This is a genomic window from Halapricum desulfuricans (genome assembly GCF_017094525.1).
Lineage (GTDB): Archaea > Halobacteriota > Halobacteria > Halobacteriales > Haloarculaceae > Halapricum > Halapricum desulfuricans.
In genome coordinates this window covers 2,313,869-2,336,514 of sequence record NZ_CP064788.1, presented here as the reverse complement: position 1 = coordinate 2,336,514, position 22,646 = coordinate 2,313,869, and the positions used below count along the sequence as shown (strand labels likewise).

Below are 22,646 nucleotides of genomic sequence, written 5' to 3'. Positions count from 1 at the left end.
CGGAGCAGGCCGAGTGCCTCGGGGTCGTACGGAAATAGAAGATTTCCGTGATGAGCGTGGGACGAATCCGCAACATTTACCTGTATCTGCGACGGAGGTTTTGGCACGCCGAAATTAGGTGTGCCTAACTGATGACGGGACAATCGGACGCTGGCGGCGGTCGATCGAACCGGCAGGGAAAGCGACGGCGCAAGCGTCGCCGCAAGCGACGGTGCAAGCGCTGTCGGCTGGACGATCTCGAATGCGGCGAGTGTGCCATGATCGAGGACGTCGACAGGGAGTGCCTCCGGTCGATGGGCGTTCGACCGGGCAAGACCATTGAAGTCCACACGAAACACCCCTTCGGTGGTCCCGTCGTCGTCTCGGTCGGTCGGTCGACTGTCTCGCTGAGTCGGTCCCAGGCCCGGGACCTCGAAGTCGCCACTGAAGAATGACCAAGCGGTCGCCAGTCCTGCTGGTCGGTCACCCGAACGTCGGCAAGAGCGCACTGTTCAATCGGCTCGCCGGAACGAACATCAGCGAGTCGAACTACCCCGGAACGACCGTCGAGTACACCGAAAGCGAACTCAATCTGGGGGACCGGACCGTCGACGTGCTCGACGTGCCGGGGACCTTTTCGCTGAGCCCGACCGACGAGGCCGAGGCCGTCGCCGTGGAGTTGCTCGAGGAGTACCCGGACGCGCCGGTCGTCTGTGTGCTCGATTCGACGCGGATCGAGCGCGGACTGAACCTGCTGCTTTCGGTGCTCGATCGGGGCCATCCGGCCGTCGTCGCGCTGAACATGTGGGACGAGGCCGCGAGCCAGGGCGTCGACATCGACGTCGAGACGCTCGAATCGCTGCTCGGCGTCCCGGTCGTACCGACGGTCGCGACCGAAGGCGTCGGCCTCGACTCGCTTCGGAGCGCGCTCACCGAACCGCGCGAGACCTCGCTGGAATCGGTCTCCGGCCGAGCGCGGACCGATATCCGTCAGGCCGACTCGTCGGCCGACCTCGTCCGATCGGAGACGGGACCGCAGACCGACGCGTCCGCACGCCGGTGGGACCTCGTCGACGCGATCGTCGAGCGCGCGGTCACCTATCGGGACAGCGAGCCGTCGCTCTCGGAGCACATCGGGCGGCTGGCGGTCTCGCCGCTGACCGGACTGCCGTTCGCGGTCGCGGTGCTGTACGGCATGTGGTCGTTTTTCACTGCCGTGGCCGGTTTCTTCACTGACGGGTATTTCGTCCCGCTGTTCGACAACTACTGGCTCCCGTGGATTCAGGAGGCGTTCCCGATGGAGGGGTCGTGGGTGTACTTCCTGCTGGTCGGCGATCCCGGCGCTCAGCGCGCGGTCTCCTCGTGGGGGATGCTCACGAGCGGACTGTTCGTCGCGATCGGGGTCGTCCTCCCGGCGATCCTCGCGCTGTACTTCCTGCTCGCGATACTTGAGGATTCAGGCTACATGGCCCGGCTCGCGGTGCTGGTCGACGCGCTGTTCGACCGGATCGGCCTCAGCGGGTTCGCCATCGTCCCGATGGTGCTGTCCTTCGGCTGTAACGTCCCCGGCGTCGCCGCGACCCGAACCCTTCAGACGGAGAAACAGCGGTTCATCGCCATGACGCTGCTCTCGGTGTTCATCCCCTGCGGGGCGCAACTGGGCGTGATGCTGTCGTTGCTCCCCCAGTACACCGGCTACATCCTGCTGTATCTGCTGGCCGGCTTCTTCGTGTTCGGGGCCGTGCTGAACCGTATCGTCCCGGGCGAGACGCCCGATATCGCTATCGACATCCCGCCGATGCGACGGCCGCGTCTGGACAACGTCGCGACCAAGCTCTCGCTTCGTCTGCGCGGGTTCATGACGACCGCGATCCCGTTCGTGTTGCTGGGCGTCGCGGTCGTCAACGTGCTGTATCTGGGCGGTGCGATCGGCTGGCTCTCGGGGATGCTGGAACCGTTGCTCGTCGGGTGGTTCGGCGTGCCAGCCGACACCGTCCCGGCGCTGATCGCGGGGTTCATGCGCAAGGACCTGGCGGTCGCACAGCTGAGCGCCGTCTCGATGAGTTCCTTCCAGCTCGTCACGTCGGTCGTGATGGTGAGCATCTACTTCCCCTGCGTGGCGACCTTCGCGATGCTGATCAAGGAGGGACGGACCGGCGGCGGCGTCGTGCGCGTGCTCGGCGGCGCGCTGGCGACGCTGGTGACCGTCCTGTTCGTCTGGGGCGGACTGTTGCGCGTGATCGGGACCGTACTGGGGGTGGCCTGAATGCGCCGGGACGAACTCTACGTCGCGATCCTCGGTATCGCAGTCGGACTGGCCGGCGTCGGCGCACTCGGCGGCGCGTTCGGGCTCGAGATCGGCGAGTCGATACCGTTCGTGACGCTGACGGGAACATACGTCCTCTGGCGGTCGATCGTGTTGCTCTCGGCCGGCGGGTTCTACCTCGCCGCCGCGCGCGGCGGGCTCGCGGCCCGGCCCAATCAGGCGCTCGTCGTCATGGCGAGCGCGATGCTGTGGATCGTCGCCGGGACGGACCTGCTGGGGACGCTCCTCGGCGCGATCGCGGGCGGATCGGGGGTCTGGATCGCCCCTCCCGGCGACGTCGCGGCGGCGTTCGAACCCCCCTACCGACCGTCGCTGCTCGCGGTGCCGTTCACCGCGATCGCGCTGCGGTATCTCGACGGCGAGAGCGCCGACCGTCGGACGGCCAACGGACAGGACGACGAACCGCACGCCGGCGGCGACCGGGATCAGCCATGAGCCTCTACGAGGACGTCCTCGCTCGCCTCGAGAGCGGCGAGACGCCCGAGCGGATCGCCGACGCCGTCGACCGCCGGCCCGACGCGATCGAGGCGATGATCGAGGAGATGCGCCGGCGCGGTCACCTGACGCGGATCGACTGCTCGGGGACCGCCTGTGATCGCTGTCCGGTCGGCGGATCGTGTTCGATGGCCGGCGACGTGCCGGCCCAGTACGTCGTCTCGAGAGACGGGCAGTCGCTGCTCGCGGCCGACGGCGAGACGCCGTCCGAAGCGACCGGCGACGAATGATTGAGAGGGATTATCGTAGAAACCCGTAGAGTTCTCCCGTGGAATCGAACTCTGCCACCCGGTCGGAGTGAGAATGCCTCCGACCGGCTACGATAATCCCTCTGAGTAGGCTCTTTCTGAGACTGAAACCGCTCGGGGACACTATATATCGAGCACGGGGTAGGGACAGGTATGAGCGCAGACGAGCCGTACATCGTTCGCGAGGAAGACGGCGACGCGGACGACGCAGCGGCGTGGGTCGCTCCGGAACCGGCTTCGGACGTGATCACCGACGCGATTGTCGCCGAGAGCGACCTCGAGGTCGACGAGGTCGAACCGCTCGAAGAACACGTCGACTTCGAGACGCTGCGGGCCGTGCTGACCGGCGACCGACAGTCTCCGGTGACGTTCTCGATCGGCGGCTGGAGCGTCACCGTCGACCGGGACGGGGCGGTCGAGATCACTGACGAATAGCGCACCGGCGATCCGCGAAAGTTGTTTCACGATGCGCCGAGAGGGAGAACTATGACGCGCATCGCGCTGATCGCACACGACGACGAGAAGCCCGAAATGATCGACTTCGCCGAGAGCTATCAGTCGTATCTTTCGACCGTGGACATCGTCTGTACCGGTACGACGGGCCAGCGGATCGCCGAGGCGACGGGACTGGAGGTCGAGCGCAAGCAGTCCGGCCCGCTCGGCGGCGATATGGAGATCGGGGCCGAGGCCGCCAACGACCGGATCGACGGCATCGTTTTCCTGCGGGACCCGCTGACCGCCCAGCCCCACGAACCCGATATCTCGGCGCTGCTGCGGATCTGTGACGTCCACGACACGCCGCTCGCGACCACCCGGACCGCCGCGGAGTACGTCCTCGAAGGGCTGGCACGCGAGGACGGCCACGAACTCGGCTAGCGCGGCCATCTCGGCGGCCACCAGAAGGTTCTTGTCGGCCGTGACCGATAGAGACGCATAATGAATCGTGCGGTCGAAGTGAGCGTCGTCCTGCCCGCCTACAACGAGGCGGACACGATCGAGCGGACCGTCGAGGTCACGCTCGCGACGCTGGAGGAGTTTCTGCCTGCCGGCGCGTTCGAGGTGATCGTCGCCGAGGACGGCTGTGCGGACCGCACGCCCGAGATCGCGTCCCGGCTGGCCGACGAAGACGAGCGCGTGCGCCACGTCCACAGCGACCAGCGCCTCGGCCGGGGCGGCGCGCTGGAGTACGCCTTCCGGCAGGCCCGCGGCGAGACGCTGGCGTACTTCGATACGGATCTCGCGACGGACATGTCCCATCTTGAGGAGTTGATCGAGAGCGTCCGCAGCGAGGGCTACGAGTTCGCGACCGGATCGCGGTGGATCCCCGGCAACACGGCGGATCGGCCCGCCAAGCGCGGGATCCCGAGCCGGGGGTTCAACGTGCTCGTGCAACTGCTGTTGCGCTCGGAACTGCAAGACCACCAGTGTGGCTTCAAGGCCTTCGACCGGGAGGTGCTGTTCGACGTGCTGGAAGACGTCGAGGACAGCCACTGGTTCTGGGACACCGAGGTGCTGGTCCACGCCCAGCGCGCCGGCTACGAGGTCAGGGAGTTCCCCGTCGAGTGGACGCCGAAAGGCGATTCAAAGGTCGACCTCGTCCGGGACGTCTTCGGAATGGGTAGCCAGATCGTCCGCACCTTCTGGCAGGTGTCGGTCAGTCCGCGCCTCGACCGCCGGGTGAACGTCGCCGTCGGGACGGGACTGGTCGCGCTCGCGCTGGTGTTAATGACGACGTATCTCGACCCCGGCGAGGTGTGGGCCAACATGCGACAGGCCGACCTGCTTGTGGTCGGCGCATCGGTGCTCGTGTACCTCTGCTCTTGGCCGCTTCGGGGGACGCGCTATCGTGACATCCTCGAACGGCTGGGCTATCGGTCGGACCCGGCGTTTCTGACGGGGGCGATCTTCATCAGTCAGACCGGCAATCTGGTCTTTCCCGCCAGACTGGGCGACGCCGTCCGCGCCTACGTGATGAAGGCCCGCCGGTCGGTGCCGTACCCGTCGGGGTTCGCCTCGCTGGCGATCGAGCGCGTCTTCGACCTGCTGACGATCGCCTTCCTGGCCGGTGTCGTCGTGCTGGGGATGGTCGTCACGATGTCGCCGGCGGAACTCCAGACGGCCATCGCCGGGACGGAACTGGCCGGCGGTCAGGAGCAGGCCGGTCGGACGGCGATGGTCGTCGCCGCGGGCGTCGGCGCGGCCGCGATCGCCGTGACGCTCGGGATCGTTCTCAGCGCCCGAAGCGACCGCAACTACGTCCGTGGGGCCGTCTCGCGGCTCAGCAACGACAGCTACGCCGACTACGTCGCCGGCGTGATCGAGCGGTTCGCGGGGGACGTCCAGACGGTCGCCAGCGACCGGCGCGCGTTCGCGCTGGTCGGCACGACCAGCCTGCTCGTCTGGACGATCGACGTGCTCACAGCGGTGGTCGTGCTGGCGGCCTTCGGCGTCGAACTCACGCCGTTTCTGGTCGGCGTCGCCTTTTTCGCGGTCAGCGTCGGTAACCTCGCGAAGGTGTTGCCGCTGACGCCGGCCGGTCTTGGCCTCTACGAGGGGGCCTTCGCGATCATCGTCGTCGGCCTGACGCCGCTCTCGGGACCGCTCGCGATCAGCATCGCTGTCGTCGATCACGCCGTCAAGAACCTGGTGACGCTCGCCGGCGGCCTGGTCTCGATGGCCTGGCTCAACGTCTCGCTGACGACCGCCGTCGAGGAGACCGAGGCCATCGCCGACGACGAACGCACACGCGCGACTCGCGAGTAACAGACACGTGACTTGCGGGTGCCGTTATCGGGCGAGTGGAGGACCGGACGGCGTCAGTAGATGAGTTCGTCGTCGTTCTCGACCATGTACAGCGTCCGGGCGGCGATGTTGACCGCGTGATCGCCGATCCGTTCGAGGTCGCGGATCGTCAACAGCAGTCGCGAAACGTCGGTCATCAGTTGCTCGATGTCCTCGTCGTCGGCCGCCGTGGTCGCCTCGCGCTCGATCAGATCGCGCATGACGGTATCGGAGGCGTCGGCACACATCGCGTCGACCTCGTCGTCGCGCTCGGCGATCTCGAAACAGGCGTCGACGTCCTCTTCGGCGTAGGCGTCCATCGCGTCTTCAACCATCTCGACGACCGCATCGCCGATCTCCTGGGCGTCGACCTCAGGGAAGACGTCACGGTCGGCTTCGAGCGTGTACTCGCCGAGGTTCGTCGCGAGGTCGGCGATCCGTTCGAGGTCGGTGATGATCTTGAACGAGGCGGCGATGAAGCGCAGGTCGCCGGCGACCGGCTGCTGGAGCGCGAGGAGGTTCACGCAGTCCTGTTCGAGATCGAGATACAGCTGGTTGATCTCGTAGTCGTTGTCGATGACGTCCTGTGCGAGCTGTTCGTCTTTCTGCTGGAGCGCTTCCTGGCCCATCCGGACGCGATCGAGGACGACCTCGCTCATGTAGAGGACGTCCTCGCGGAGGGCGTCGAGTTTCTCTTGATAGGATTCTCGTGGCATTTGTTCGTATGCTGTGTGGTAGATTGGGCTACGTTAGTCTTACTGTCGAACCTGCGTGGCCCGCGCGGAAACGACTAGCCGAACTTGCCGGTGATGTAGTCCTCGACGCGCTGGCTCTCGGGGCTCTCGAAGATCTTCTCGGTGTCGTCGTACTCGACGAGTTCGCCGCCGGTGAGGAAGACGGCGGTCTGATCGGAGATGCGAGCGGCCTGCTGCATGTTGTGGGTGACGACGACGACGGTGTACTCCTCGGCGAGTTCCTCGATGAGGTCCTCGATCTTCGAGGTGGCGATGGGGTCGAGCGCGCTCGCCGGTTCGTCCATCAGCAGCACCTCCGGATCGGTCGCCAGCGCCCGGGCGATGCAGAGCCGCTGTTGCTGACCGCCCGAGAGTCCGAGCGCGTTGTCGTCTAGCCGATCGCTGACTTCGTCCCACAGCGCTGCCTGCGTGAGCGAGCGTTCGACGAGTTCCGCTTCCTTGTCCGATTCGTCTTTGCCCAGCAGACTGGCGAGCAACCCGGTGTTGATGTCCCCGTGTTTGCGTGGACCGTAAGAGACGTTGTCCTTGATCGACTTCGGGAAGGGATTCGGCGACTGAAACACCATTCCGACGCGCTTGCGCAATTCGACGAGGTTCGTCCCGTCCTGGTAGATATCCCGGCCGTCGAGTTCGACGGTCCCCTCGACGCGAGCGCTCTTGATCCGGTCGTTCATCCGGTTGAGCGACCGCAGGAATGTCGATTTCCCACAGCCCGAAGGGCCAATGAGCGCCGTCACGCTCTGCTCGGGGATGTCCATCGAGACGTCCTTCAGCGCGTGTTCGTCGCCGTAGTAAACATCGAGGTTCTGCACCGAGAGCTTCGGCTCTCCCTCGAACTCGTACTCGAGCCAGCTGTCGTCGATCCGTTCGTCGGTTTCGCCAGCCGTCGTCGTACTGGATGTGCTCGTCTCGATGCCTGTGCTCTCTGTTTCGTGTGTGGCTTGTGAATCGCTCATTGGTTGAGTTTCCGTCGGAAGTACACTCGCGATGCGATACCGATCGCGTAGAACCCAAGAACGACGATCAGCAGGACCAGTGCGGTCCCCCACGCGAAGTCGAGGTTGTCGCCGAGGCCGGCCGAAATAAGCCCGTACAGCTGGTAGGGGAGCGCGCTCGATGCTTCCATTAGCGCCTCGTTCGTCACGAAGGGCGGCGCCATAGTGAGTTCGAACGAGCCGAGGACGTCCGGTACGGTGTCTTCGAACGGGTCGCTCGAGGTGACGAGCAGGATCGGTGCCGTTTCGCCGGCGATCCGGCCGACGCCGAGGATGACCCCGGTGATGACGCCGGGCATCGCGGCGGGAACGACGACGCTTCTGATCGTCTGCCACTTGCTGACACCGAGCGCGGCGCTGGCATCGCGGTACTCGTCAGGGACGCTCTGTAGCGCTTCCCGACTCGTGATAACGACCAGCGGCAGGAGCATGAACCCGAGAACCAGCTGGCCGGCGACGATCGAGCGGCCGTTGCCGATACGCGGTACCAGGAACGCGAGCCCGAACAGCCCGTAGACGATACTCGGCGTGCTCCACAGGCCGTTCGTAGAGACCTCGACGAGCTGCGTGAACCGGCCTTGCTCGGCGTACTCCGTGAGGAACACGGCGGCACCGATGCCGAGCGGGACCGCGAACACCACTGCCCCGAGCACGAGCCAGAAGGTCCCGACGATCGCCGGCAGCACGCCGCTCTGCAGCGAGCCCAGCTGATGGAACGGCTCCATGACGAACGGCCAGTAGAACCAGATCTCGGGCCCGCGGACGATGACGTACGTATCGACGATCGGGACGTGGAAATGGAACCAGTGATAGAACCCGGGGTAGAACCCGTACTTGATTCCCTCTGTCAGCGGTCCGAACCCCTTGACCGCGATGAACGCCACGATCACCACGAGCAACGAGATCATCGCGATGGCGTTGGCCCCGATCAGTGCGTGCGCGCCGTTTTGCCTGCCGCGAGCGCCGAAGCCGCCGTACGCTCTGGCACCGGACCAGACTGCGAGCAGTCCGCCGACGATCGCGACGACCGGGATCGACACGGTTCCGGTGACTGTCGCCGACAGGCCCGGGGGCTGCCACTGGACGCCGGGGGTGAGCACCCCGAGGAGAACGCTTCCGCCGGACGCGAGGAGGAACGCGCTCGCCGGGACCGTGACCCCGAGATCCTCGCGGGTGAGCACCGTCCCGATCCCGACTGCGACGGCGACAGAGAGTGCGGCCAGCGGCCAGAGCGCGCCGAAATCGAACACGACGAGCGAGACGATTCCGGCCGCGATCGCCCACACGAATCCGTAGGTGACAGCCGTCGGGATACCGGGCGTGTACGTCGGGTCGGCCTCGATGGTCCCCTGAACCGATCCGATGCCGGCCGCGAGGAGTCCGAGGCCGGACGCGACCAGCAGCGCCCCGATCAACGTGCTGACTTCGAGCCCGAGCAGCGACGACGTGGCCGGGACGACCATCGCAGCGCTGAGAAACCCGACGACGACGGTCAGCACTGCCGCTCCGACGACTGCACCACCGATCAGTTCTCGCGAGGACGATCCGACTTCGACGAGCGAGGTCGTTCTGACGTCCGTGCTCATTGTTTCCCTCCGAGCTTGCGCTGCATGCGCGCCTCGATATACTGCGAGCCGATACTCAGCGAGATGACGGTGATGAACAGGACGACACCGGCCGCGAACAGCACCGACAGCTGGAGTCCGCTGGCGGTCCCGTGCTGGTTCGCGATGAGGCTGGTGAGCGTGATCGTGTTTCCGAAGACGTCAGTCAGCGGATCCGGGAGCCGCGTCACGTTCGCAAGGATCACCGTGGCGGCCATCGTCTCCCCGACGACCCGCCCGACGCCGAGGATGACAGCCGCCGAGACGCCGGAGAACGCCGCGGGGAGCGTGACCGAGTTCGTCGTCTGCCAGTCGGTCACGCCCAGCGCGTGCGAGCCGTCCCGCATCGAATCGGGAACGGCCGTCAACGCGTCTTCAGCGACCGAGACGACCGTCGGCAGCGCCATCAGTCCGATGACGATTCCGACGGCGAAGAGGCTTCCCAGTTGCGGTAACTGGAGGGTCGCCTCACGCGTGAGAAACTTGCTGAAGACGATGTAGCCGAGAAAGCCGTAGACGATCGACGGGATCCCCGCCATGACCTCGATCGCCGGCTTGGTTATCTCACGCGCCCAGCCCGGCGCGATTTCGCTGAGGAATATCGCGCCAGCGAGGCCCAGCGGCCCGGCCACGAACATCGCGATGATCGTCGTGACGAACGTCCCCCAGATCATCGGCACGAGCGTGTACACCTGTTCGCCGGACGACCACTGGGTCTGAACGAAGAGGTCGAGCCCGACCGTACTGAACGCGGGGACCGACTCGACGAGCAGATAGATCGTGATCAGTCCCAGGATGAGAACCGTCGAGACTGTCATCAACAGAAACAGGAACTTCGCCGTCTGTTCGCGGTCAGTGACCCACCCGTACGCGGTCACGGCGACGAAGCCGCCGAGAAGGTAAATCGTCGCCTGCGGAAGCGCAAACACTGATACGAACGCCAGAAAGACGAGGCTCCCAGCGACCGCGCTGATCGCTTGCTCCCCCGGGTCGACCGAGGCAAACCTCTGCAGCGATGTCATTGTTCTGGATCGGGTAACACGTCCATCTGGTTTTGCTGTCGTTCGTCGGTCAGCGCCGAGTAGTTCGAGGCCCTGACGAACTTCTCCTGACCGAAGTCGCTGATGATCATCCTGAGGAACGCGGCTTCCGTTTTCGAGGTTCCGTCGTAGGTGTAACAGTGGAGGTCGCGCGACAGCGGGTAGTCCGGGTCTGACAGGTTCTCACCCGGGACGAACTCTTTCCCGTCGAACGCGAGCGAAAGCGTCTCGATGGAGTCATCGACGAACCCGAGCGCCATGTAGCCGATCGCGTTGTCGGAGTTCGAGATGATGTTTTTCACCTGCTGGTTCTGTCCCTTCCGCTGGTCGGCTCCCGGAATCGGCGTATCCGGATCCCCGAAGAGGTTCTTCCGGAACGACGTGTCCGTCCCGGATCCGGGCGTCCGGCCGATCGCCTGAATGGATTTGCTCTCGCCGCTGTACCCGTCGATCTGTCTCCAGTCGTCGATCTCGCCGGTGTAGATCTGCCTCAGCTGTTCGGCACTCAGCCGGGTGACACCGGACTCGTAGATCTCCTTGCTGACGACGATCGGCTGGGCGTCGACGCCGACCACGTGGTTCTCGAACTTGTCGAGCTCCTCCTGGGACATCTCCGGGAACTCCGCCGAGACGGAGGCGCTTGCGTTACCGATCGAAATCCGGCCCGCCTTCAGGTTCTCCAGCCCTGTTCCGGAGTGGCTCAGACTGACGGAAACGTTGAACGGCGGCGTCCTTTGATCCTCTTTGTCGAGCCCGTAATAGCTCGCCCAGTAGTTTGCGAGGCGCTTGCTCGTCGTAATATCGTACTGGCTCGGACCCCAGTATTCGAGATCCGACGCCGGATAATTGCCGTTCCAGTGTGACGCCGCCAGCTTCACGATGGGATACACTGTCGACGACCCGCCGGTTTTCAGGAGCGTATCCGATTGTCCGGCTCCCTGCTGACGGTCCTGCCCCGGGGGCGTTGCACTCGTCGTGATACAACCGCTCACAAACGATGCTGCGACTCCGGCAGACCCTGCCAGTACGGCACGCCGGCTTACAGAGGAATCCCACATTACCATCTGCTAACCCCGACACCGGCTAAATATCCTACTATGATTACTATGTTGTCTATATAGGGATATATACCCCCTGCCACAGCGGCAGTATCACGGCGTTCAGGCTGGCGACGCCGAGACGCCCGATGAACGCTCGCTTCCGGGAGAACCCGTCTCCGGAGGGCTGCATACTACCCAATAGTACGTAGTCAACTCTCCCATCTCGGTGCCCGAAGTGCCGAACGATCTCCACGAAATTGCAGCCGACAGTGCGACGTCGTCTCCCCGCAGTCACCGCAGCAGCGCGTCGTCGGCCTCGAAGGCGTAGTAGGACCTGGCCGCGACGTTGGCGGCATGGTCGCCGATCCGTTCGAGATCGCGCACGAGGACGAGCACCCGCTGGAGGACGTCGGGCGCGACGCTAGCGAACGGGGCCGTCTCGGTCGGATCCAGCAGCTGTCGAACGACCGTGTCCATCGCGTCCTGACAGCGATCGTTGAGCGATCCATCGCGGTCGACGACAGTCCGACAGAGCTCGGCGTCTCCGGTCTCAAAGGCGTACAGCGCGTCGATGACCATCTCGGAGGCCAGTTCACCGATCTTGACCAGTCGGACGGCGGCGAACGCGTCGTCCCGGATCTCGGCCATCAGCGGCTCGACCAGCGACGCGAGGTTCGCCGCCAGATCGGCGATCCGCTCGAGATCGGTGAGGATCTTGAACGCGGCGACGACCGTCCGGAGGTCGCTGGCGACGGGCTGGTGCAGCGCGAGCACCTCGATGCAGTCGCGTTCGAGGTCGAGGTATCGCTCGTTGACGAGCCTGTCGCCGTCGACGACCGTCCGGGCGAGTTCCGGATCGAGCGTGTCCAGCGCCGACAGCGCTCGCCGGAGCTGGTTGTGGACGGAGTCCCCGAACGCGACGACGTCGTCTCTGAGCGACGCCGGTCGCTCGGAAAGCGACGGCTCGGACATCCCTACCCGAACTTGCCGGTGATGTAGTCCTCGACGCGCTGGCTCTCGGGGCTCTCGAAGATCTTCTCGGTGTCGTCGTACTCGACGAGTTCGCCGCCGGTGAGGAACACGGCAGTCTGATCGGAGATTCGGGCAGCCTGTTGCATGTTGTGCGTGACGACGACGACGGTGTACTCCTCAGCGAGCTCCTCGATGAGGTCCTCGATCTTCGAGGTTGCGATCGGGTCGAGTGCGCTCGCCGGTTCGTCCATCAGGATCACTTCGGGATCGACGGCCAGACACCGGGCGATACAGAGCCGTTGTTGCTGGCCGCCCGAGAGCCCGAGCGCGTTGTCTTTCAGCCGATCGCTGACCTCATCCCACAGGGCCGCCTGTTTCAGCGTGCGCTCGACGAGCCGGTCTTCCGCGTCCTTTTCGTCGCGGCCGAGCAGGCGGGCCGTCAGTCCGCGGTTGATGTCCCCGTGTTTTCGAGGACCGTACGCGACGTTCTCGCGAATCGACTTGGGGAACGGGTTCGGTGACTGAAACACCATCCCGATCCGCTTGCGAAGCTCGACGAGGTCGGCGCCGTCCTGATAGATGTCCTGCCCATCGAACTCGACGGTTCCTTCGACACGAGCGCTCTTGATGCGGTCGTTCATCCGATTGAGCGACCGCAGGAACGTCGATTTCCCACAGCCTGAGGGGCCGATCAGCGCCGTGACACTCTGCTCGGGGATATCCATCGAGACGTCTTTCAGTGCGTGTTCGTCCCCGTAGTAGACGTTCAGGTCGGAGACCGACAGGACGGTCTCGCCGGCGGACTCGTAGTCGGTCCACTCCTCGCGCGTGCGTTCGGTGCTCTCGCCTTTCGTCGTCTCGATTTCGGTGTCTGTGCCGCGTTCGGATGCGATCGTCGTCTCAGTCATGGTGTAGTTTCCTCCGGAAGTAGCGCCGCGACGCGACGGCTACGGCAAAAAACGACAGGACGACGCCGAGCAACACGAACGCCGTCGCCCAGCCGAACGCCATGTCGTCGAGCACGCCGGCCGTGATGATCGCGTACAGCTGATAAGGGAGCGCGCTCGCCGACTCGAGCAGCGCGGGATTGGTCACGTGCACGAACGGTGGCTGGGCCGTCAGGCCGACCTCGAAACTCGAGAGGACGGCCGGCGTGTCCGTCGGGGCGACCGGACCGTTCAACACGAGCAACAGCGGTGCCGTTTCGCCGGCGATTCGGCCGACCCCCAGGATGACGCCGGTGATGATCCCCGGCATCGAGGCGGGGATGACGACCTCTCTGATCGTGTCCCACTTGCTGACGCCCAGCGCGGCGCTGGCGTCGCGGTACTCGTCGGGCACGCTCTGCATCGCTTCCCGGCTCGTGACCAGCACGAGCGGGAGCAGCATGAACCCGAGAACGAGCTGCGAGGCGAAGATCGACCCGCTGTTGCCAAAGCGGGGGACGATAAACGCCAGCCCGAACAGCCCGAAGACGATGCTCGGCGTGCTCCAGAGGCCGTTCGTGGCCACGTCGACCCCCTTGGTGAAGAGGCTGTCCTCGGCGTACTCGGTCAGGAACACGGCGGCGCCGACCGCGATCGGGACGGCGAAGACGACCGCGCCGATGACGATCCAGACGGTCCCGATCAGCGCCGGCATGACCCCGCGCTGGATCCCGAGCCCCTGGGTCGGGTTCATGACGAACGGCCAGTCGATGGTCCCGCTGGCGACCAGTCCCGCGGTCTGGGTTCCGATCGAGGTGCCAGTGACGAGCACGTGCAGAGACACGGCCAGCACTCCCCAGAGGAACAGCTTCGTGCTCGCTTCGAGCGGCGGGAGCGAGGCCGGCGAGGGACTGTCCCGAAGCCGCGTGCCTAGTCTCGCGGCGATGGCCGCGCCGCTCAGAGCGCAGACGGCGACGGCGAACGTCCCAAACACTGAGACCCCTGCTACGGCAATGGGCGCAACGAAGAGCTCGACGAGGACGCCCGCCGCAAGCGCGACTGTGAGAACAACGCCGGCGCGCTTGAGCGTCCGCGCCCGCCGGTCGGACGGACGCCACGGCTTCACCTGCCTGACGGCCAGCAGCGCGAGTCCGCTAACCAGGGCGGCCGGTAGCGCGCCGACGGCCGCCGTCGGCTGGATCGTCGTCGTCCCCGTCGTGACCGCGTCCCCGGTTACGACGGCGTACCCGAGGGCCCCGGCCACGAGCGTGAACGTTCCCGCGAGTGCGAGCCACAGGTACACCGCGACGAGCGTGACTCCGGACGCGGATCCGAGGCCACGACGCCCCCGCCGGACCGAGACGAACAGCGGGAGCGCGACCAAGAGAAGCAACGTTCCGGCGCTGACTGTGAGGTTCTCGACGGCCGTACCGATACCGCGTTCGGCCACGTAGAGCAGCAGGAACGCGAGCACGCCCATGACGAGGAAGACGACCAGCGAGACGAGCAGAAACGCGCCGTGCTGCCGGCCGCGCGCGCCGAAGCCGCCGTACGCCTTCCCGGCGGTCCAGCCCGCGAGCAGACTGCCCAGAAGCGCCAACAGCGGGACGACGACGTCGGCTGGGAACGTCGCTGCGAACGCCGACGATTCCCACGCCCATTCGGGACCGAGCACGCCGGCAGCGACGAGTGCCCCGACCAACACGAGGAAGGCCCCGACGGGAAGCGTCGAGCCGAGGTCCTCTGGCGACGCGAGCGTCGCGTATCCGATCCCGACACCGACGACTATCGCCGGCACCCAGCCGACCGTCCCGAGCGTCCCGCCGGCGACAGCGCCCGCCGTCGACAGCCAGAGCAGCGCGAGAACGGCCCCGGCGACGAGCCCTGGCGACTCGCTGGGCGTCGTCGCAACGTCAAGCCGGTACGACGCGACCCCGAGCGCGGCGGTGACCAGTCCGAGACCGAGCAGGGCGATGCCGAACGACGTCAGCCCCGCTTCGCCGGTCGGAACCCAGCCGAAGAACGTGCCCACGGCCGCGGCGAAGAGGAGAAACGCGGCTCCGACAGTTCCGGCGGCGATGCGGTCGTACCCCGTCGAACCCGTATCGACGAGTCGTCTCCGATATGCGTCGCTCATTGGTTGCCCTGTAGTTTCCGTTGCATTCGCATCTCGACCAGTTGTGAGGCGATACCGAGTCCGGTGACGATGACCAGCAGGACGACACCGGCGGCGAACAGCGCGCTCCAGAACGTCTCACCGGGCGTGACGTGGCCGTAGCTGCTGGCGATGAACGTCGTCAGTGTCTCCGTGCTGTCGAAGACGTTGTAGCCGGTCGGTTCGGGGAGCCGACGGCTGTGTGAGATCATCACCGTCGCGGCCATCGTCTCGCCCATCGCCCGACCGATGCCAAGCAAGACCGCCGCTGACACGCCGGAGAACGCCGCCGGAACGGTCACGCTCTGCATCGTCTGCCAGTCGGTCGCACCGACGGCGAGCGCCCCGTCTTTCATCGATGACGGCACTGCGTCCAGCGCGTCCTCCGCGACCGAGATGACCGTCGGCAGCGCCATGAACCCGATGACGACGCCGATCGCGAACAGCGCGCCGGGATTGACCGAGAGGCGATCCGTGATGTAGGGGTTGATGATCGTGAACCCGATGAACCCGTAGACGATCGACGGGATGCCGGCGAGGATCTCGACGGCCGGCTTGACGACGTCGCGGAGCCATCCGGGGGCGATCTCGCTGATGAACAGTGCGCCCGCGATCCCGAGCGGTCCGGCGACCGCGACCGCGACGATCGTCGTGAGGACGGTCCCCCAGATCATCGGAACGAGCGAGTACTGGCTCTGGCTCGCGGCCCACGCGTTCTCACCGAAGGGATTGACGAGGTCCAGCCCGGCCGTCCGGAAGGCCGGGATCGACTCCAGCACGAGAAACACCGCTATCAGTCCAAGCGTGACCAGCGCCGAGACCGTCATCAGGAACGTCACGACCTTGGCGGTCAGTGCCTGTCGGACGGCCCATCCGAGGCCGAACGCGAGCAGAAACGCCACCACGAAAAGCGGCGTCCAGACCGACTGGAGGAGAAACCCGACGAAAGAAGCGACGACCAGCACCAGCTGTCCGACGGCCAGCAGGCGACTGAACCAGTCCAGCCCCTCCCACGACCGGTGAAGCGAGCGGCCACGCTCGTCGATCCACCGGAGGACGGCGACCACTGCATTCGGCGATCGATAGTCGGCTGTCATCGTTGTGTGCCCGAAGCAACGCGCTCAGATTTCGAATCCTGCATAAATCCCGAAGAATACCCTCTTAGACCTGATCAGGGAGCTTCGCGCGTTCCTCTTCGCGGCGCGCGGGCGGGATCTTGAAGTAGTTGTTCGGCTCGACGAACCGGGTCTGGCCGAACTCCGAGAGGATCATATTGAGGAACGCGGCTTCCTTCTCCGAGGTCCCCTCCCAGGTGTACATGTGTAGGTCACGGCTGAGCGGGTAGCCCTTGGCACCGAGGTTCTCGCCGTAACTGTAGACGGTGCCGTCGAGTTCGAGGTCGATCGGCGGTGTCGCGCCGTCGGGTTCGACGAAGGCGAGTGCGATGTACGCGATCGCGTTGTCGTTCTGCTCGACGAGCGTCCTGACCTGCTGGTTCTGCCCTTTCCGGGTATCGGGATCGATCGGCGCGTCGGGGTCGCCGTAGAGGTTCGCGCGGAACGCGGTGTCGGTACCGGAGTCCTCGGAGCGACCGATGGCGTAGATCTCCTTGTCCGGGCCACCGACCTCGCTCCAGTTGGTGATCTCCTGTTTGTAGATCGCGCGGAGTTCGTCGCCGGTGATCTGCTCGACGCCCGCGTCGGCGATCTCCCGGCTGACGACGATCGGCTGGCCGTCGACGCCGACCACGTGATCGACGATGGAATCGAGTTCCTCGGCGTCGCTGCCCAGAATCGATTCGGCGGTCGAGCTGGCATCGCCGATGTCGACGCGCTCGTTGATGACCGCTTCGACGCCGGTCCCGGAGTGACTGAGCGCGATCTGGGTTCCGAACGGCGGGACGCTGCGCTCGCCGGTCGGTTCGTACCCGAACTTGCTCGCCCAGTAATCGGCGAGGTGCATGTCCGTGTCGATGTCGTACTGACCGGGACCCCAGTACTCCTCGTCGTCGGCCGGCGGATTGCCGTTCCACAGCCGGCTCGCGTCGTTCGCGATTGGGTACACCGTCGAGGACCCGTCGGCCTTCAGCGTCGAGGTGTCCATATCGCTTCCGCCGCCATTGCCGTTGCCGTTGCCGTTTCCGTTGCCATTGCCGTTTCCGTTACCGTTGCCATTGCCGTCACTGGAACCCGACGAACACCCGGCGAGCGCGATCGCGCCGGCCGCGCCGGAACCGATCAGGAACTTGCGCCGCGTCACGTCGCCCGCGTCTTTGCGTGACATCACGTGAGTCAAATCCTGAAATAGGCAAATACCCTGCTATGAGTAATATAGATAGTTCAATTCTATATAGTAGGGCCCGTATGGGATACAGTAACGTACATATCTGGCAATACCGGTATGATCAGTCGGGTTTCTCCGCGCGGAGATCTGCGACAGCCGGTGGCTTGCGAACGGAAAGCGAAAGCCCGGACCGTGCTGTTCCTGATAGCCGGGCCACCGCGTTCTACGTATATAAACGTAGTGCTATGTTACACTATAGCAGTCGAGGGATGTGAAACTATCCGAACTAATCACTATATACATAGTAGACGGAAATACTACATAGATATTCCACAATCTATTAGTTCGACGGATTCCCAGTCAGGATATGGAGACCCGAAAAGTCCAGGTGACGGGCGGTTCGACCTACACCGTCTCGCTCCCCAAGGAGTGGGCGACCGACAACGACGTCAGCGCGGGATCCATCGTGGAGTTTCACTCCGAGAAGGACCTGCTGTTGCTCTCGCCGAAAGACGACGTCGATCGGACAGAGGGGACCCTCGACATCACCGGTCTGGAGGAAGATCACGACCTCACGCGGGCGGTGATGACGATGTACGTCAGCGGGTTCGATATTATCACGCTGGAGGCCCAGCGCATCACCGCCGCACAGCGTCGGGTCATCCGCGACGCCACGCAGGGACTGGTGGGGCTGGAAGTCATCGAGGAGACCGGCGAACGGGTCGTCCTGCAGGACCTGCTCGACTCCTCGGAACTGTCGGTGCACAACGCGATCACGCGCATGCGACTCGTCTCGCTGACGATGCTGTCCGACGCCGTCGAGGCGCTGGTCGAGAACGACGACGAACTCGCCGACGACGTGATGGAACGCGACGACGACGTCGACCGATTGTGGTACATGGTTTCTCGGGTGTTCCGGACGGTACTCCGGAACCCGACTGCGGCGAACGACATCGGCTTCCCTCGCGAGACGGTCTTTGATTACCAGTCGGCGGCCCGCCAGCTCGAGCGGATCGCGGACCACGCGACGAAGATCGCCCGGATCGCCGGCGAAGTCGGCGATGTCACCGACGAGGAAGCGGACGCACTGCTCGGTCTCAAAGAGGGGGCCATCGAAGTCCCGAAACTGGCGATGGACGCCGTGTTCGAGGACGACCCTGACGAGGCGACGCGCATGGCCAACGAGGCCAGGGCGATGGTCCGGGAGGTCGACGACCGGAGCCGCGAGGTGGACAACCTCATTCGCGAGCAGGACGACCCACAGAGCGCCCAGCTGCTCGGGCTGGTCGTCGACTCGCTGTCCCGGACGGCCGACTACGGGTCCAATATCGCCGAGAGCGCGCTGCAGAAAGCGGCTCCGCGGCCGAGCTAGGGCGAGGTCACGAATCGACCGGGGTCTACCCCGTGGCAGTACATGACCCGGTGTCGTACCATCGGCTGACTCATAGGGATCAGTGGCGCCGATCGGAGCGACTCTCACTCCGATCGGGTGACCGGATCATCGTTCCCGGGCGAAATCTATGGGTTTCTACGCTAATCCCCATCAGTTCGGCGAACTCTCGGCTCGCCGAAAATCTCCACAAACGCACAGCCGACAGTATCGAGGTGCCCGAGATCCGGGATGACGGGAGTCGTCCAGTGAGTAAAGTGTTTTGTTCGTCCGGCCGTGAGGACACCCATGCCCACCCACGAGTACGACGTCGTCGTCGCGGGTGCCGGGACGGCCGGCTGTTACGCGGCCGCGACGGTGGCCAACGAGGGGCTCGACGTCGTCGTCGTCGAGCGAAAGGACGAGGAAGAAGCGGGTCATATCGCCTGCGGTGACGCACTGAAGGGGGCCAGCGCGTTCCCGGAGCCGATCCCGAAGTCCCGGATCGAACCCGCGTTCACGAACACAGCCGTCGATCACGGCCGCTTCGAGTTGCCGACCCAGAACACGGCCGTCGACATCCCCGTGCCCGGCGAACTGGCCGTCATCGATCGCCTTGAGTACGGCAAGCGGATCATCGAGGGAGCCGAGCACGCCGGGGCGGAGTTCCACTACGAGACGGTCATCAACGACGTTCGCCAGGACGAGACGGGTCGGATAACCGGCCTCGAGGCGAAACGCAACGGCAGGGAGGTCACCTACGAGAGCGAGGTCGTCGTCGACGCCGCGGGCGCGCTCTCGCTGTTGCAGGACAAGGCCGACTTCGGCGATGCGACCTTCGACACGAACGTCCGGTACTCGCAGTTCTGTTCGGCCTATCGGGAGATCATCCACGTCGACGAACCCGTCGAGTACGACGACGCGCTGGTGTTCAAGCCGACCGAGCGGGCCGCCGGCTACCTGTGGTACTTCCCGCGCACGCCGACGGAGATCAACGTCGGGCTGGGGTTCCAGATGAACGAGGAGCCGATGCAACTGGTCGAGTCACTCCGTGAGGACATTCGCACCCGGCCCGAGTTCGAGAACGCGACCGTCGAGGACAAACTCGGCGCGGCGCTGCCGACCCGGCGACCGTACGATTCGGCGGTCGCACCGGGATATATCGCCGTCGGCGACGCCGCCGGGCACGTCAACCCGACGACCGGCGGCGGCATCGCCGGAGCGGCCTACGCCGGCAAGTACGCCGCCGATCAGGCGATCGAAGCGATCGGGAGAGACGACGTCTCCGAGTCGGCGCTGTGGGAGTACAACGAGCGCGTGATGGATCACTTCGGCGGGCGCTACGCCGCGCTGGACGTCTACAACATCTTCGTCACGGCGTACGACGTCGATGACCTCACGGCCCTGCTCGCGTCTATTCCGATGGAGAAACTCTCCGAGGCGCTGTACTCCGGATCGGCCGACCTCGGCCTCTGGCTGAAGATCAAGACCCTGCTCAAAAGCGCGGGCCACTGGGGCACGATTTACGACCTCTACCGGACGAAACGCCTCGCCGACGACGTGCTCGACCACTACGAGTCCTATCCCTCGAATCCGGACGGGTTCGAGACCTGGCAACAGGACCGGGACGCGCTCCTCGATCGGGTCTACGAGACGACCGGGGCGGAGCCGAAGTACTAGCTCGGCGTAACAGTTTTTAGATGGATTTAAGTATAACCATCTGAAAGATATAGGTACGCACGCACCAGGTGGGGTTCGCACGACGATGGACCGGTGTGGCGATCCGTCGGCACCGTGCGACACCGGGTTCGTGCAACCACAGGGGGAGCAACCATGCACGAATTTCGGACGGACGACACGGCAGTATCGCCAGTCATCGGGGTCATCCTGATGGTCGCAATCACGGTCTTACTCGCGTCGACGGCGGCTGTCTTTTTCCTCCAGTTCGGAGACGAGACGGGAACATCTACGCCGCCGACGGCCGCCTTCGAGACGGATTACTCGGACGGCAGTTCGGATACGGTCACGTTCACCCACGAGTCGGGCGACAGCCTCGATACCTCGAAGCTGACGATCGTCGTCAACGGCGCGAATGTATCAGACGCCAACGAACGCCACAAGGTATCGACCATCGTGACCCAATCGGAGCTGAGCGCCGGTAGCGTCATCGAGGTGTCGAATAGTACGCTACCAGTTGGCTCAAGCGTCAACGTCGACTTCAGCGAAGCGACGATCAAACTCACCTGGGAAGGGTCCGCGGCGACCAGCAGCACGACGCTGGCGGAGTGGACCGGCCCGGACGCCTGATCGGCGCGAGTCGCGTCGTCGAGTCAGCTCTTTCGTCGGTCACTCGCCGGCGATCGCTTCTGCCGTCCGTTTCGCGTCCCGGAGCCGTCCCGGAATCCCGGCCCGTTCAGTGTAGGTCGCACAGACGTGGACGCCGTCCGGGAACGAAACGTGATCGAGATCGTTCCAGCTCGCGTCGTAGGCGGGCATTCCCGGCCGCCAGCGCGCGACGTGCGACGGCCGCGCCGAGAAGCCGGTTATCGACTCGAACTCCTCGGCGGCCAGCTCGCCGAGCCGGTCGTCGCTTTCCTCGAGGAGTTCGGGCGAGCGCGACCCGCCGAGATACACCGTGAACACGCCGTCCCGGTCGAGCATGCTCGCGTTCCAGGTCAGCCCGAGCGTCTCGTAGCCCTCGCCGTCGAGGATCTGACAGCCGTGTCCCTCCCGGCCGTAGTTCGATTCGAGGTGGACGATAGCAAGCGGGTTGTACGTCAGCCCGCTGAGGACGTCCGCGAGGTCCCCGTCCAGCGGTTCGAGCAGGTCGGCCGTGATCGGCGCGGGCGTCGTGACGACAACCCGGTCGACGGCCGTCGACCCGTCGGCGGTCACGATATCGAAGTCGTTGCCGTCCTCATAGACGGCTTCGACGGGCGTCTCGAGGTGGATCGACTCGGCGTAGCGGTCGGCGATCGCTTTCGGGAGCGTCTGGAGCCCGTCTTCCAGCGAGACGATCGGCGGGATGTCGACGCCCTCGAGGAGTTTCCGGGCGACCGCGAGCAGGATCGAGCGGTCGATCCCGCGCTTTCGCAGCGCCTTGCCGACCGAGTGCCGGACGAGCATCTCGTCGGCGTGCGCGCCGTATAGTCCCGTATACAGCGGTGAAAACAGCGTCCGCTCGGCCTCGTTGCCGAACTTCCGGGCGAAGAAGTCCGCGACAGTTTCGTCCGGTCGCGGCGGGCCGGTCAGCGGTTCGGCCAGGATCCGGGCCTTTCCGGGCCAGGAGATGAGATCGGTTGTGATCGCCTCGTGGATCGACAGCGGTGCGACCCGCAATTTCCCGTCCCGGAGGACGAACAGCGGCTGGTCATCGTGGCCCTCGAAGCGCTGCTCGCGGAGGCCGAACTCGTCGATCCACTCCTCGATCAGTTTCGAGCCGCGCAACCGCTGCGGGCCGAGATCGAGGACGTGTCCGTCAACCCGGCGCGACCGGACGATTCCGCCCGGCTCGTCGTCCGCCTCGAAGACATCGACGGTCACGCCGCGCTCGCGGAGTTCGTGTGCCGTTGCCAGACCGGAGATCCCTGCGCCGATTACACCGACATGCATAGTTCAGGTGCGACCGTGGTCGGTCGCCGTGTTCGTATCGACATTGCGTGGGCGACACATATCGGT

The 22,646-nt window shown here is 65.1% G+C and carries 21 protein-coding genes; 10 read left to right on the top strand and 11 right to left on the bottom strand.

Annotation, left to right across the window (positions count from 1 at the left end):
• The first annotated feature begins 131 nt into the window (after nucleotides 1-131).
• From HSR122_RS12010 to HSR122_RS11980, 7 genes are all read left to right on the top strand, one after another.
• Nucleotides 132-434: a FeoA family protein gene (locus tag HSR122_RS12010; protein WP_229110045.1), complete on the top strand. Its 303-nt coding sequence runs from the start codon at nucleotides 132-134 to the stop codon at nucleotides 432-434.
• On the top strand, nucleotides 431-2,245 hold the full coding sequence (locus HSR122_RS12005; protein ID WP_229110044.1) for a ferrous iron transporter B: 1,815 nt from the start codon (nucleotides 431-433) through the stop codon (nucleotides 2,243-2,245). The genes HSR122_RS12010 and HSR122_RS12005 overlap by 4 nt, the downstream gene beginning before the upstream one ends.
• Nucleotides 2,246-2,740: a hypothetical protein gene (locus HSR122_RS12000; RefSeq protein ID WP_229110043.1), complete on the top strand. Its 495-nt coding sequence runs from the start codon at nucleotides 2,246-2,248 to the stop codon at nucleotides 2,738-2,740.
• Nucleotides 2,737-3,030 (top strand): FeoC-like transcriptional regulator, encoded by a 294-nt coding sequence (locus HSR122_RS11995; RefSeq protein ID WP_229110042.1) that lies wholly within the window; start codon nucleotides 2,737-2,739, stop codon nucleotides 3,028-3,030. The genes HSR122_RS12000 and HSR122_RS11995 overlap by 4 nt, the downstream gene beginning before the upstream one ends.
• Before the next feature lie 171 nt (nucleotides 3,031-3,201).
• On the top strand, nucleotides 3,202-3,483 hold the full coding sequence (locus HSR122_RS11990; protein WP_229110041.1) for a HalOD1 output domain-containing protein: 282 nt from the start codon (nucleotides 3,202-3,204) through the stop codon (nucleotides 3,481-3,483).
• A 51-nt stretch (nucleotides 3,484-3,534) separates the two neighbouring features.
• Nucleotides 3,535-3,924 (top strand): methylglyoxal synthase, encoded by a 390-nt coding sequence (locus tag HSR122_RS11985; RefSeq protein ID WP_229110040.1) that lies wholly within the window; start codon nucleotides 3,535-3,537, stop codon nucleotides 3,922-3,924.
• Nucleotides 3,925-3,984: 60 nt separating this feature from the next.
• The gene (locus HSR122_RS11980) at nucleotides 3,985-5,811 is read left to right on the top strand and encodes a flippase-like domain-containing protein (RefSeq protein WP_229110039.1); all 1,827 of its coding nucleotides are present in this window, start codon (nucleotides 3,985-3,987) and stop codon (nucleotides 5,809-5,811) included.
• Between the two features lie 53 nt (nucleotides 5,812-5,864).
• Here HSR122_RS11980 and phoU (HSR122_RS11975) read toward each other — a convergent pair whose 3' ends face one another.
• The 10 genes from phoU (HSR122_RS11975) to HSR122_RS11930 all read right to left on the bottom strand — a co-directional run bounded on the left by phoU (HSR122_RS11975) (nucleotide 5,865) and on the right by HSR122_RS11930 (nucleotide 17,599).
• Nucleotides 5,865-6,545, bottom strand: coding sequence for a phosphate signaling complex protein PhoU (phoU, locus tag HSR122_RS11975; protein ID WP_229110038.1), 681 nt, complete (start codon nucleotides 6,543-6,545; stop codon nucleotides 5,865-5,867).
• A gap of 74 nt (nucleotides 6,546-6,619) precedes the next feature.
• On the bottom strand, nucleotides 6,620-7,540 hold the full coding sequence (gene pstB / locus HSR122_RS11970) for a phosphate ABC transporter ATP-binding protein PstB (RefSeq protein WP_229110037.1): 921 nt from the start codon (nucleotides 7,538-7,540) through the stop codon (nucleotides 6,620-6,622).
• Nucleotides 7,537-9,165: a phosphate ABC transporter permease PstA gene (gene pstA / locus HSR122_RS11965; RefSeq protein WP_229110036.1), complete on the bottom strand. Its 1,629-nt coding sequence runs from the start codon at nucleotides 9,163-9,165 to the stop codon at nucleotides 7,537-7,539. The genes pstB (HSR122_RS11970) and pstA (HSR122_RS11965) overlap by 4 nt, the downstream gene beginning before the upstream one ends.
• A complete protein-coding gene (gene pstC / locus HSR122_RS11960) occupies nucleotides 9,162-10,205 on the bottom strand; it encodes a phosphate ABC transporter permease subunit PstC (protein ID WP_229110035.1) in 1,044 nt (347 codons plus the stop codon). Before pstC (HSR122_RS11960) ends, pstA (HSR122_RS11965) begins: the two co-directional genes overlap by 4 nt.
• On the bottom strand, nucleotides 10,202-11,287 hold the full coding sequence (locus HSR122_RS11955; protein ID WP_229110034.1) for a PstS family phosphate ABC transporter substrate-binding protein: 1,086 nt from the start codon (nucleotides 11,285-11,287) through the stop codon (nucleotides 10,202-10,204). Before HSR122_RS11955 ends, pstC (HSR122_RS11960) begins: the two co-directional genes overlap by 4 nt.
• Before the next feature lie 267 nt (nucleotides 11,288-11,554).
• Entirely contained in the window at nucleotides 11,555-12,235 is a 681-nt protein-coding gene (gene phoU / locus HSR122_RS11950; protein WP_229110033.1) for a phosphate signaling complex protein PhoU, read from the bottom strand.
• A gap of 2 nt (nucleotides 12,236-12,237) precedes the next feature.
• Nucleotides 12,238-13,143, bottom strand: coding sequence for a phosphate ABC transporter ATP-binding protein PstB (gene pstB, locus HSR122_RS11945; protein WP_229110032.1), 906 nt, complete (start codon nucleotides 13,141-13,143; stop codon nucleotides 12,238-12,240).
• Nucleotides 13,136-15,298 (bottom strand): phosphate ABC transporter permease PstA, encoded by a 2,163-nt coding sequence (gene pstA / locus HSR122_RS15125; protein ID WP_229110031.1) that lies wholly within the window; start codon nucleotides 15,296-15,298, stop codon nucleotides 13,136-13,138. Before pstA (HSR122_RS15125) ends, pstB (HSR122_RS11945) begins: the two co-directional genes overlap by 8 nt.
• Entirely contained in the window at nucleotides 15,295-16,413 is a 1,119-nt protein-coding gene (gene pstC / locus HSR122_RS11935; protein WP_229110030.1) for a phosphate ABC transporter permease subunit PstC, read from the bottom strand. Before pstC (HSR122_RS11935) ends, pstA (HSR122_RS15125) begins: the two co-directional genes overlap by 4 nt.
• A gap of 64 nt (nucleotides 16,414-16,477) precedes the next feature.
• Nucleotides 16,478-17,599 (bottom strand): PstS family phosphate ABC transporter substrate-binding protein, encoded by a 1,122-nt coding sequence (locus HSR122_RS11930; RefSeq protein ID WP_229110029.1) that lies wholly within the window; start codon nucleotides 17,597-17,599, stop codon nucleotides 16,478-16,480.
• Nucleotides 17,600-17,966: 367 nt separating this feature from the next.
• Between HSR122_RS11930 and HSR122_RS11925 the strand changes: the two genes are divergently transcribed.
• The 3 genes from HSR122_RS11925 to HSR122_RS11915 all read left to right on the top strand — a co-directional run bounded on the left by HSR122_RS11925 (nucleotide 17,967) and on the right by HSR122_RS11915 (nucleotide 21,275).
• On the top strand, nucleotides 17,967-18,971 hold the full coding sequence (locus HSR122_RS11925; RefSeq protein WP_229110028.1) for a phosphate uptake regulator PhoU: 1,005 nt from the start codon (nucleotides 17,967-17,969) through the stop codon (nucleotides 18,969-18,971).
• Nucleotides 18,972-19,277: 306 nt separating this feature from the next.
• Nucleotides 19,278-20,648, top strand: a complete 1,371-nt coding sequence (locus HSR122_RS11920; protein WP_229110027.1) for a geranylgeranyl reductase family protein — start codon at nucleotides 19,278-19,280, stop codon at nucleotides 20,646-20,648.
• Between the two features lie 153 nt (nucleotides 20,649-20,801).
• The gene (locus HSR122_RS11915; RefSeq protein ID WP_229110026.1) at nucleotides 20,802-21,275 is read left to right on the top strand and encodes a type IV pilin; all 474 of its coding nucleotides are present in this window, start codon (nucleotides 20,802-20,804) and stop codon (nucleotides 21,273-21,275) included.
• Between the two features lie 39 nt (nucleotides 21,276-21,314).
• On the opposite strand, the gene hemG is transcribed toward HSR122_RS11915, so the two are convergent.
• On the bottom strand, nucleotides 21,315-22,580 hold the full coding sequence (gene hemG / locus HSR122_RS11910) for a protoporphyrinogen oxidase (protein WP_229110025.1): 1,266 nt from the start codon (nucleotides 22,578-22,580) through the stop codon (nucleotides 21,315-21,317).
• Nucleotides 22,581-22,646 lie beyond the last annotated feature (66 nt).

What these genes read in the sequence shown, in the direction of transcription:
- HSR122_RS12005 (WP_229110044.1), top strand. Translation starts at nt 431, where the DNA reads ATGACCAAGCGGTCGCCAGTCCTGCTGGTCGGTCACCCGAACGTCGGC.
- hemG (WP_229110025.1), bottom strand. Translation starts at nt 22,580, where the DNA reads ATGCATGTCGGTGTAATCGGCGCAGGGATCTCCGGTCTGGCAACGGCA.
- HSR122_RS11955 (WP_229110034.1), bottom strand. Translation starts at nt 11,287, where the DNA reads ATGGTAATGTGGGATTCCTCTGTAAGCCGGCGTGCCGTACTGGCAGGG.
- HSR122_RS11915 (WP_229110026.1), top strand. Translation starts at nt 20,802, where the DNA reads ATGCACGAATTTCGGACGGACGACACGGCAGTATCGCCAGTCATCGGG.
- pstC (WP_229110035.1), bottom strand. Translation starts at nt 10,205, where the DNA reads ATGACATCGCTGCAGAGGTTTGCCTCGGTCGACCCGGGGGAGCAAGCG.
- HSR122_RS11995 (WP_229110042.1), top strand. Translation starts at nt 2,737, where the DNA reads ATGAGCCTCTACGAGGACGTCCTCGCTCGCCTCGAGAGCGGCGAGACG.
- HSR122_RS11980 (WP_229110039.1), top strand. Translation starts at nt 3,985, where the DNA reads ATGAATCGTGCGGTCGAAGTGAGCGTCGTCCTGCCCGCCTACAACGAG.
- HSR122_RS11920 (WP_229110027.1), top strand. Translation starts at nt 19,278, where the DNA reads ATGCCCACCCACGAGTACGACGTCGTCGTCGCGGGTGCCGGGACGGCC.
- HSR122_RS11990 (WP_229110041.1), top strand. Translation starts at nt 3,202, where the DNA reads ATGAGCGCAGACGAGCCGTACATCGTTCGCGAGGAAGACGGCGACGCG.
- HSR122_RS11985 (WP_229110040.1), top strand. Translation starts at nt 3,535, where the DNA reads ATGACGCGCATCGCGCTGATCGCACACGACGACGAGAAGCCCGAAATG.
- pstA (WP_229110031.1), bottom strand. Translation starts at nt 15,298, where the DNA reads ATGAGCGACGCATATCGGAGACGACTCGTCGATACGGGTTCGACGGGG.
- pstA (WP_229110036.1), bottom strand. Translation starts at nt 9,165, where the DNA reads ATGAGCACGGACGTCAGAACGACCTCGCTCGTCGAAGTCGGATCGTCC.
- phoU (WP_229110033.1), bottom strand. Translation starts at nt 12,235, where the DNA reads ATGTCCGAGCCGTCGCTTTCCGAGCGACCGGCGTCGCTCAGAGACGAC.
- phoU (WP_229110038.1), bottom strand. Translation starts at nt 6,545, where the DNA reads ATGCCACGAGAATCCTATCAAGAGAAACTCGACGCCCTCCGCGAGGAC.
- pstB (WP_229110037.1), bottom strand. Translation starts at nt 7,540, where the DNA reads ATGAGCGATTCACAAGCCACACACGAAACAGAGAGCACAGGCATCGAG.
- HSR122_RS11930 (WP_229110029.1), bottom strand. Translation starts at nt 17,599, where the DNA reads ATGTCACGCAAAGACGCGGGCGACGTGACGCGGCGCAAGTTCCTGATC.
- pstB (WP_229110032.1), bottom strand. Translation starts at nt 13,143, where the DNA reads ATGACTGAGACGACGATCGCATCCGAACGCGGCACAGACACCGAAATC.
- HSR122_RS11925 (WP_229110028.1), top strand. Translation starts at nt 17,967, where the DNA reads ATGGAGACCCGAAAAGTCCAGGTGACGGGCGGTTCGACCTACACCGTC.
- pstC (WP_229110030.1), bottom strand. Translation starts at nt 16,413, where the DNA reads ATGACAGCCGACTATCGATCGCCGAATGCAGTGGTCGCCGTCCTCCGG.
- HSR122_RS12010 (WP_229110045.1), top strand. Translation starts at nt 132, where the DNA reads ATGACGGGACAATCGGACGCTGGCGGCGGTCGATCGAACCGGCAGGGA.
- HSR122_RS12000 (WP_229110043.1), top strand. Translation starts at nt 2,246, where the DNA reads ATGCGCCGGGACGAACTCTACGTCGCGATCCTCGGTATCGCAGTCGGA.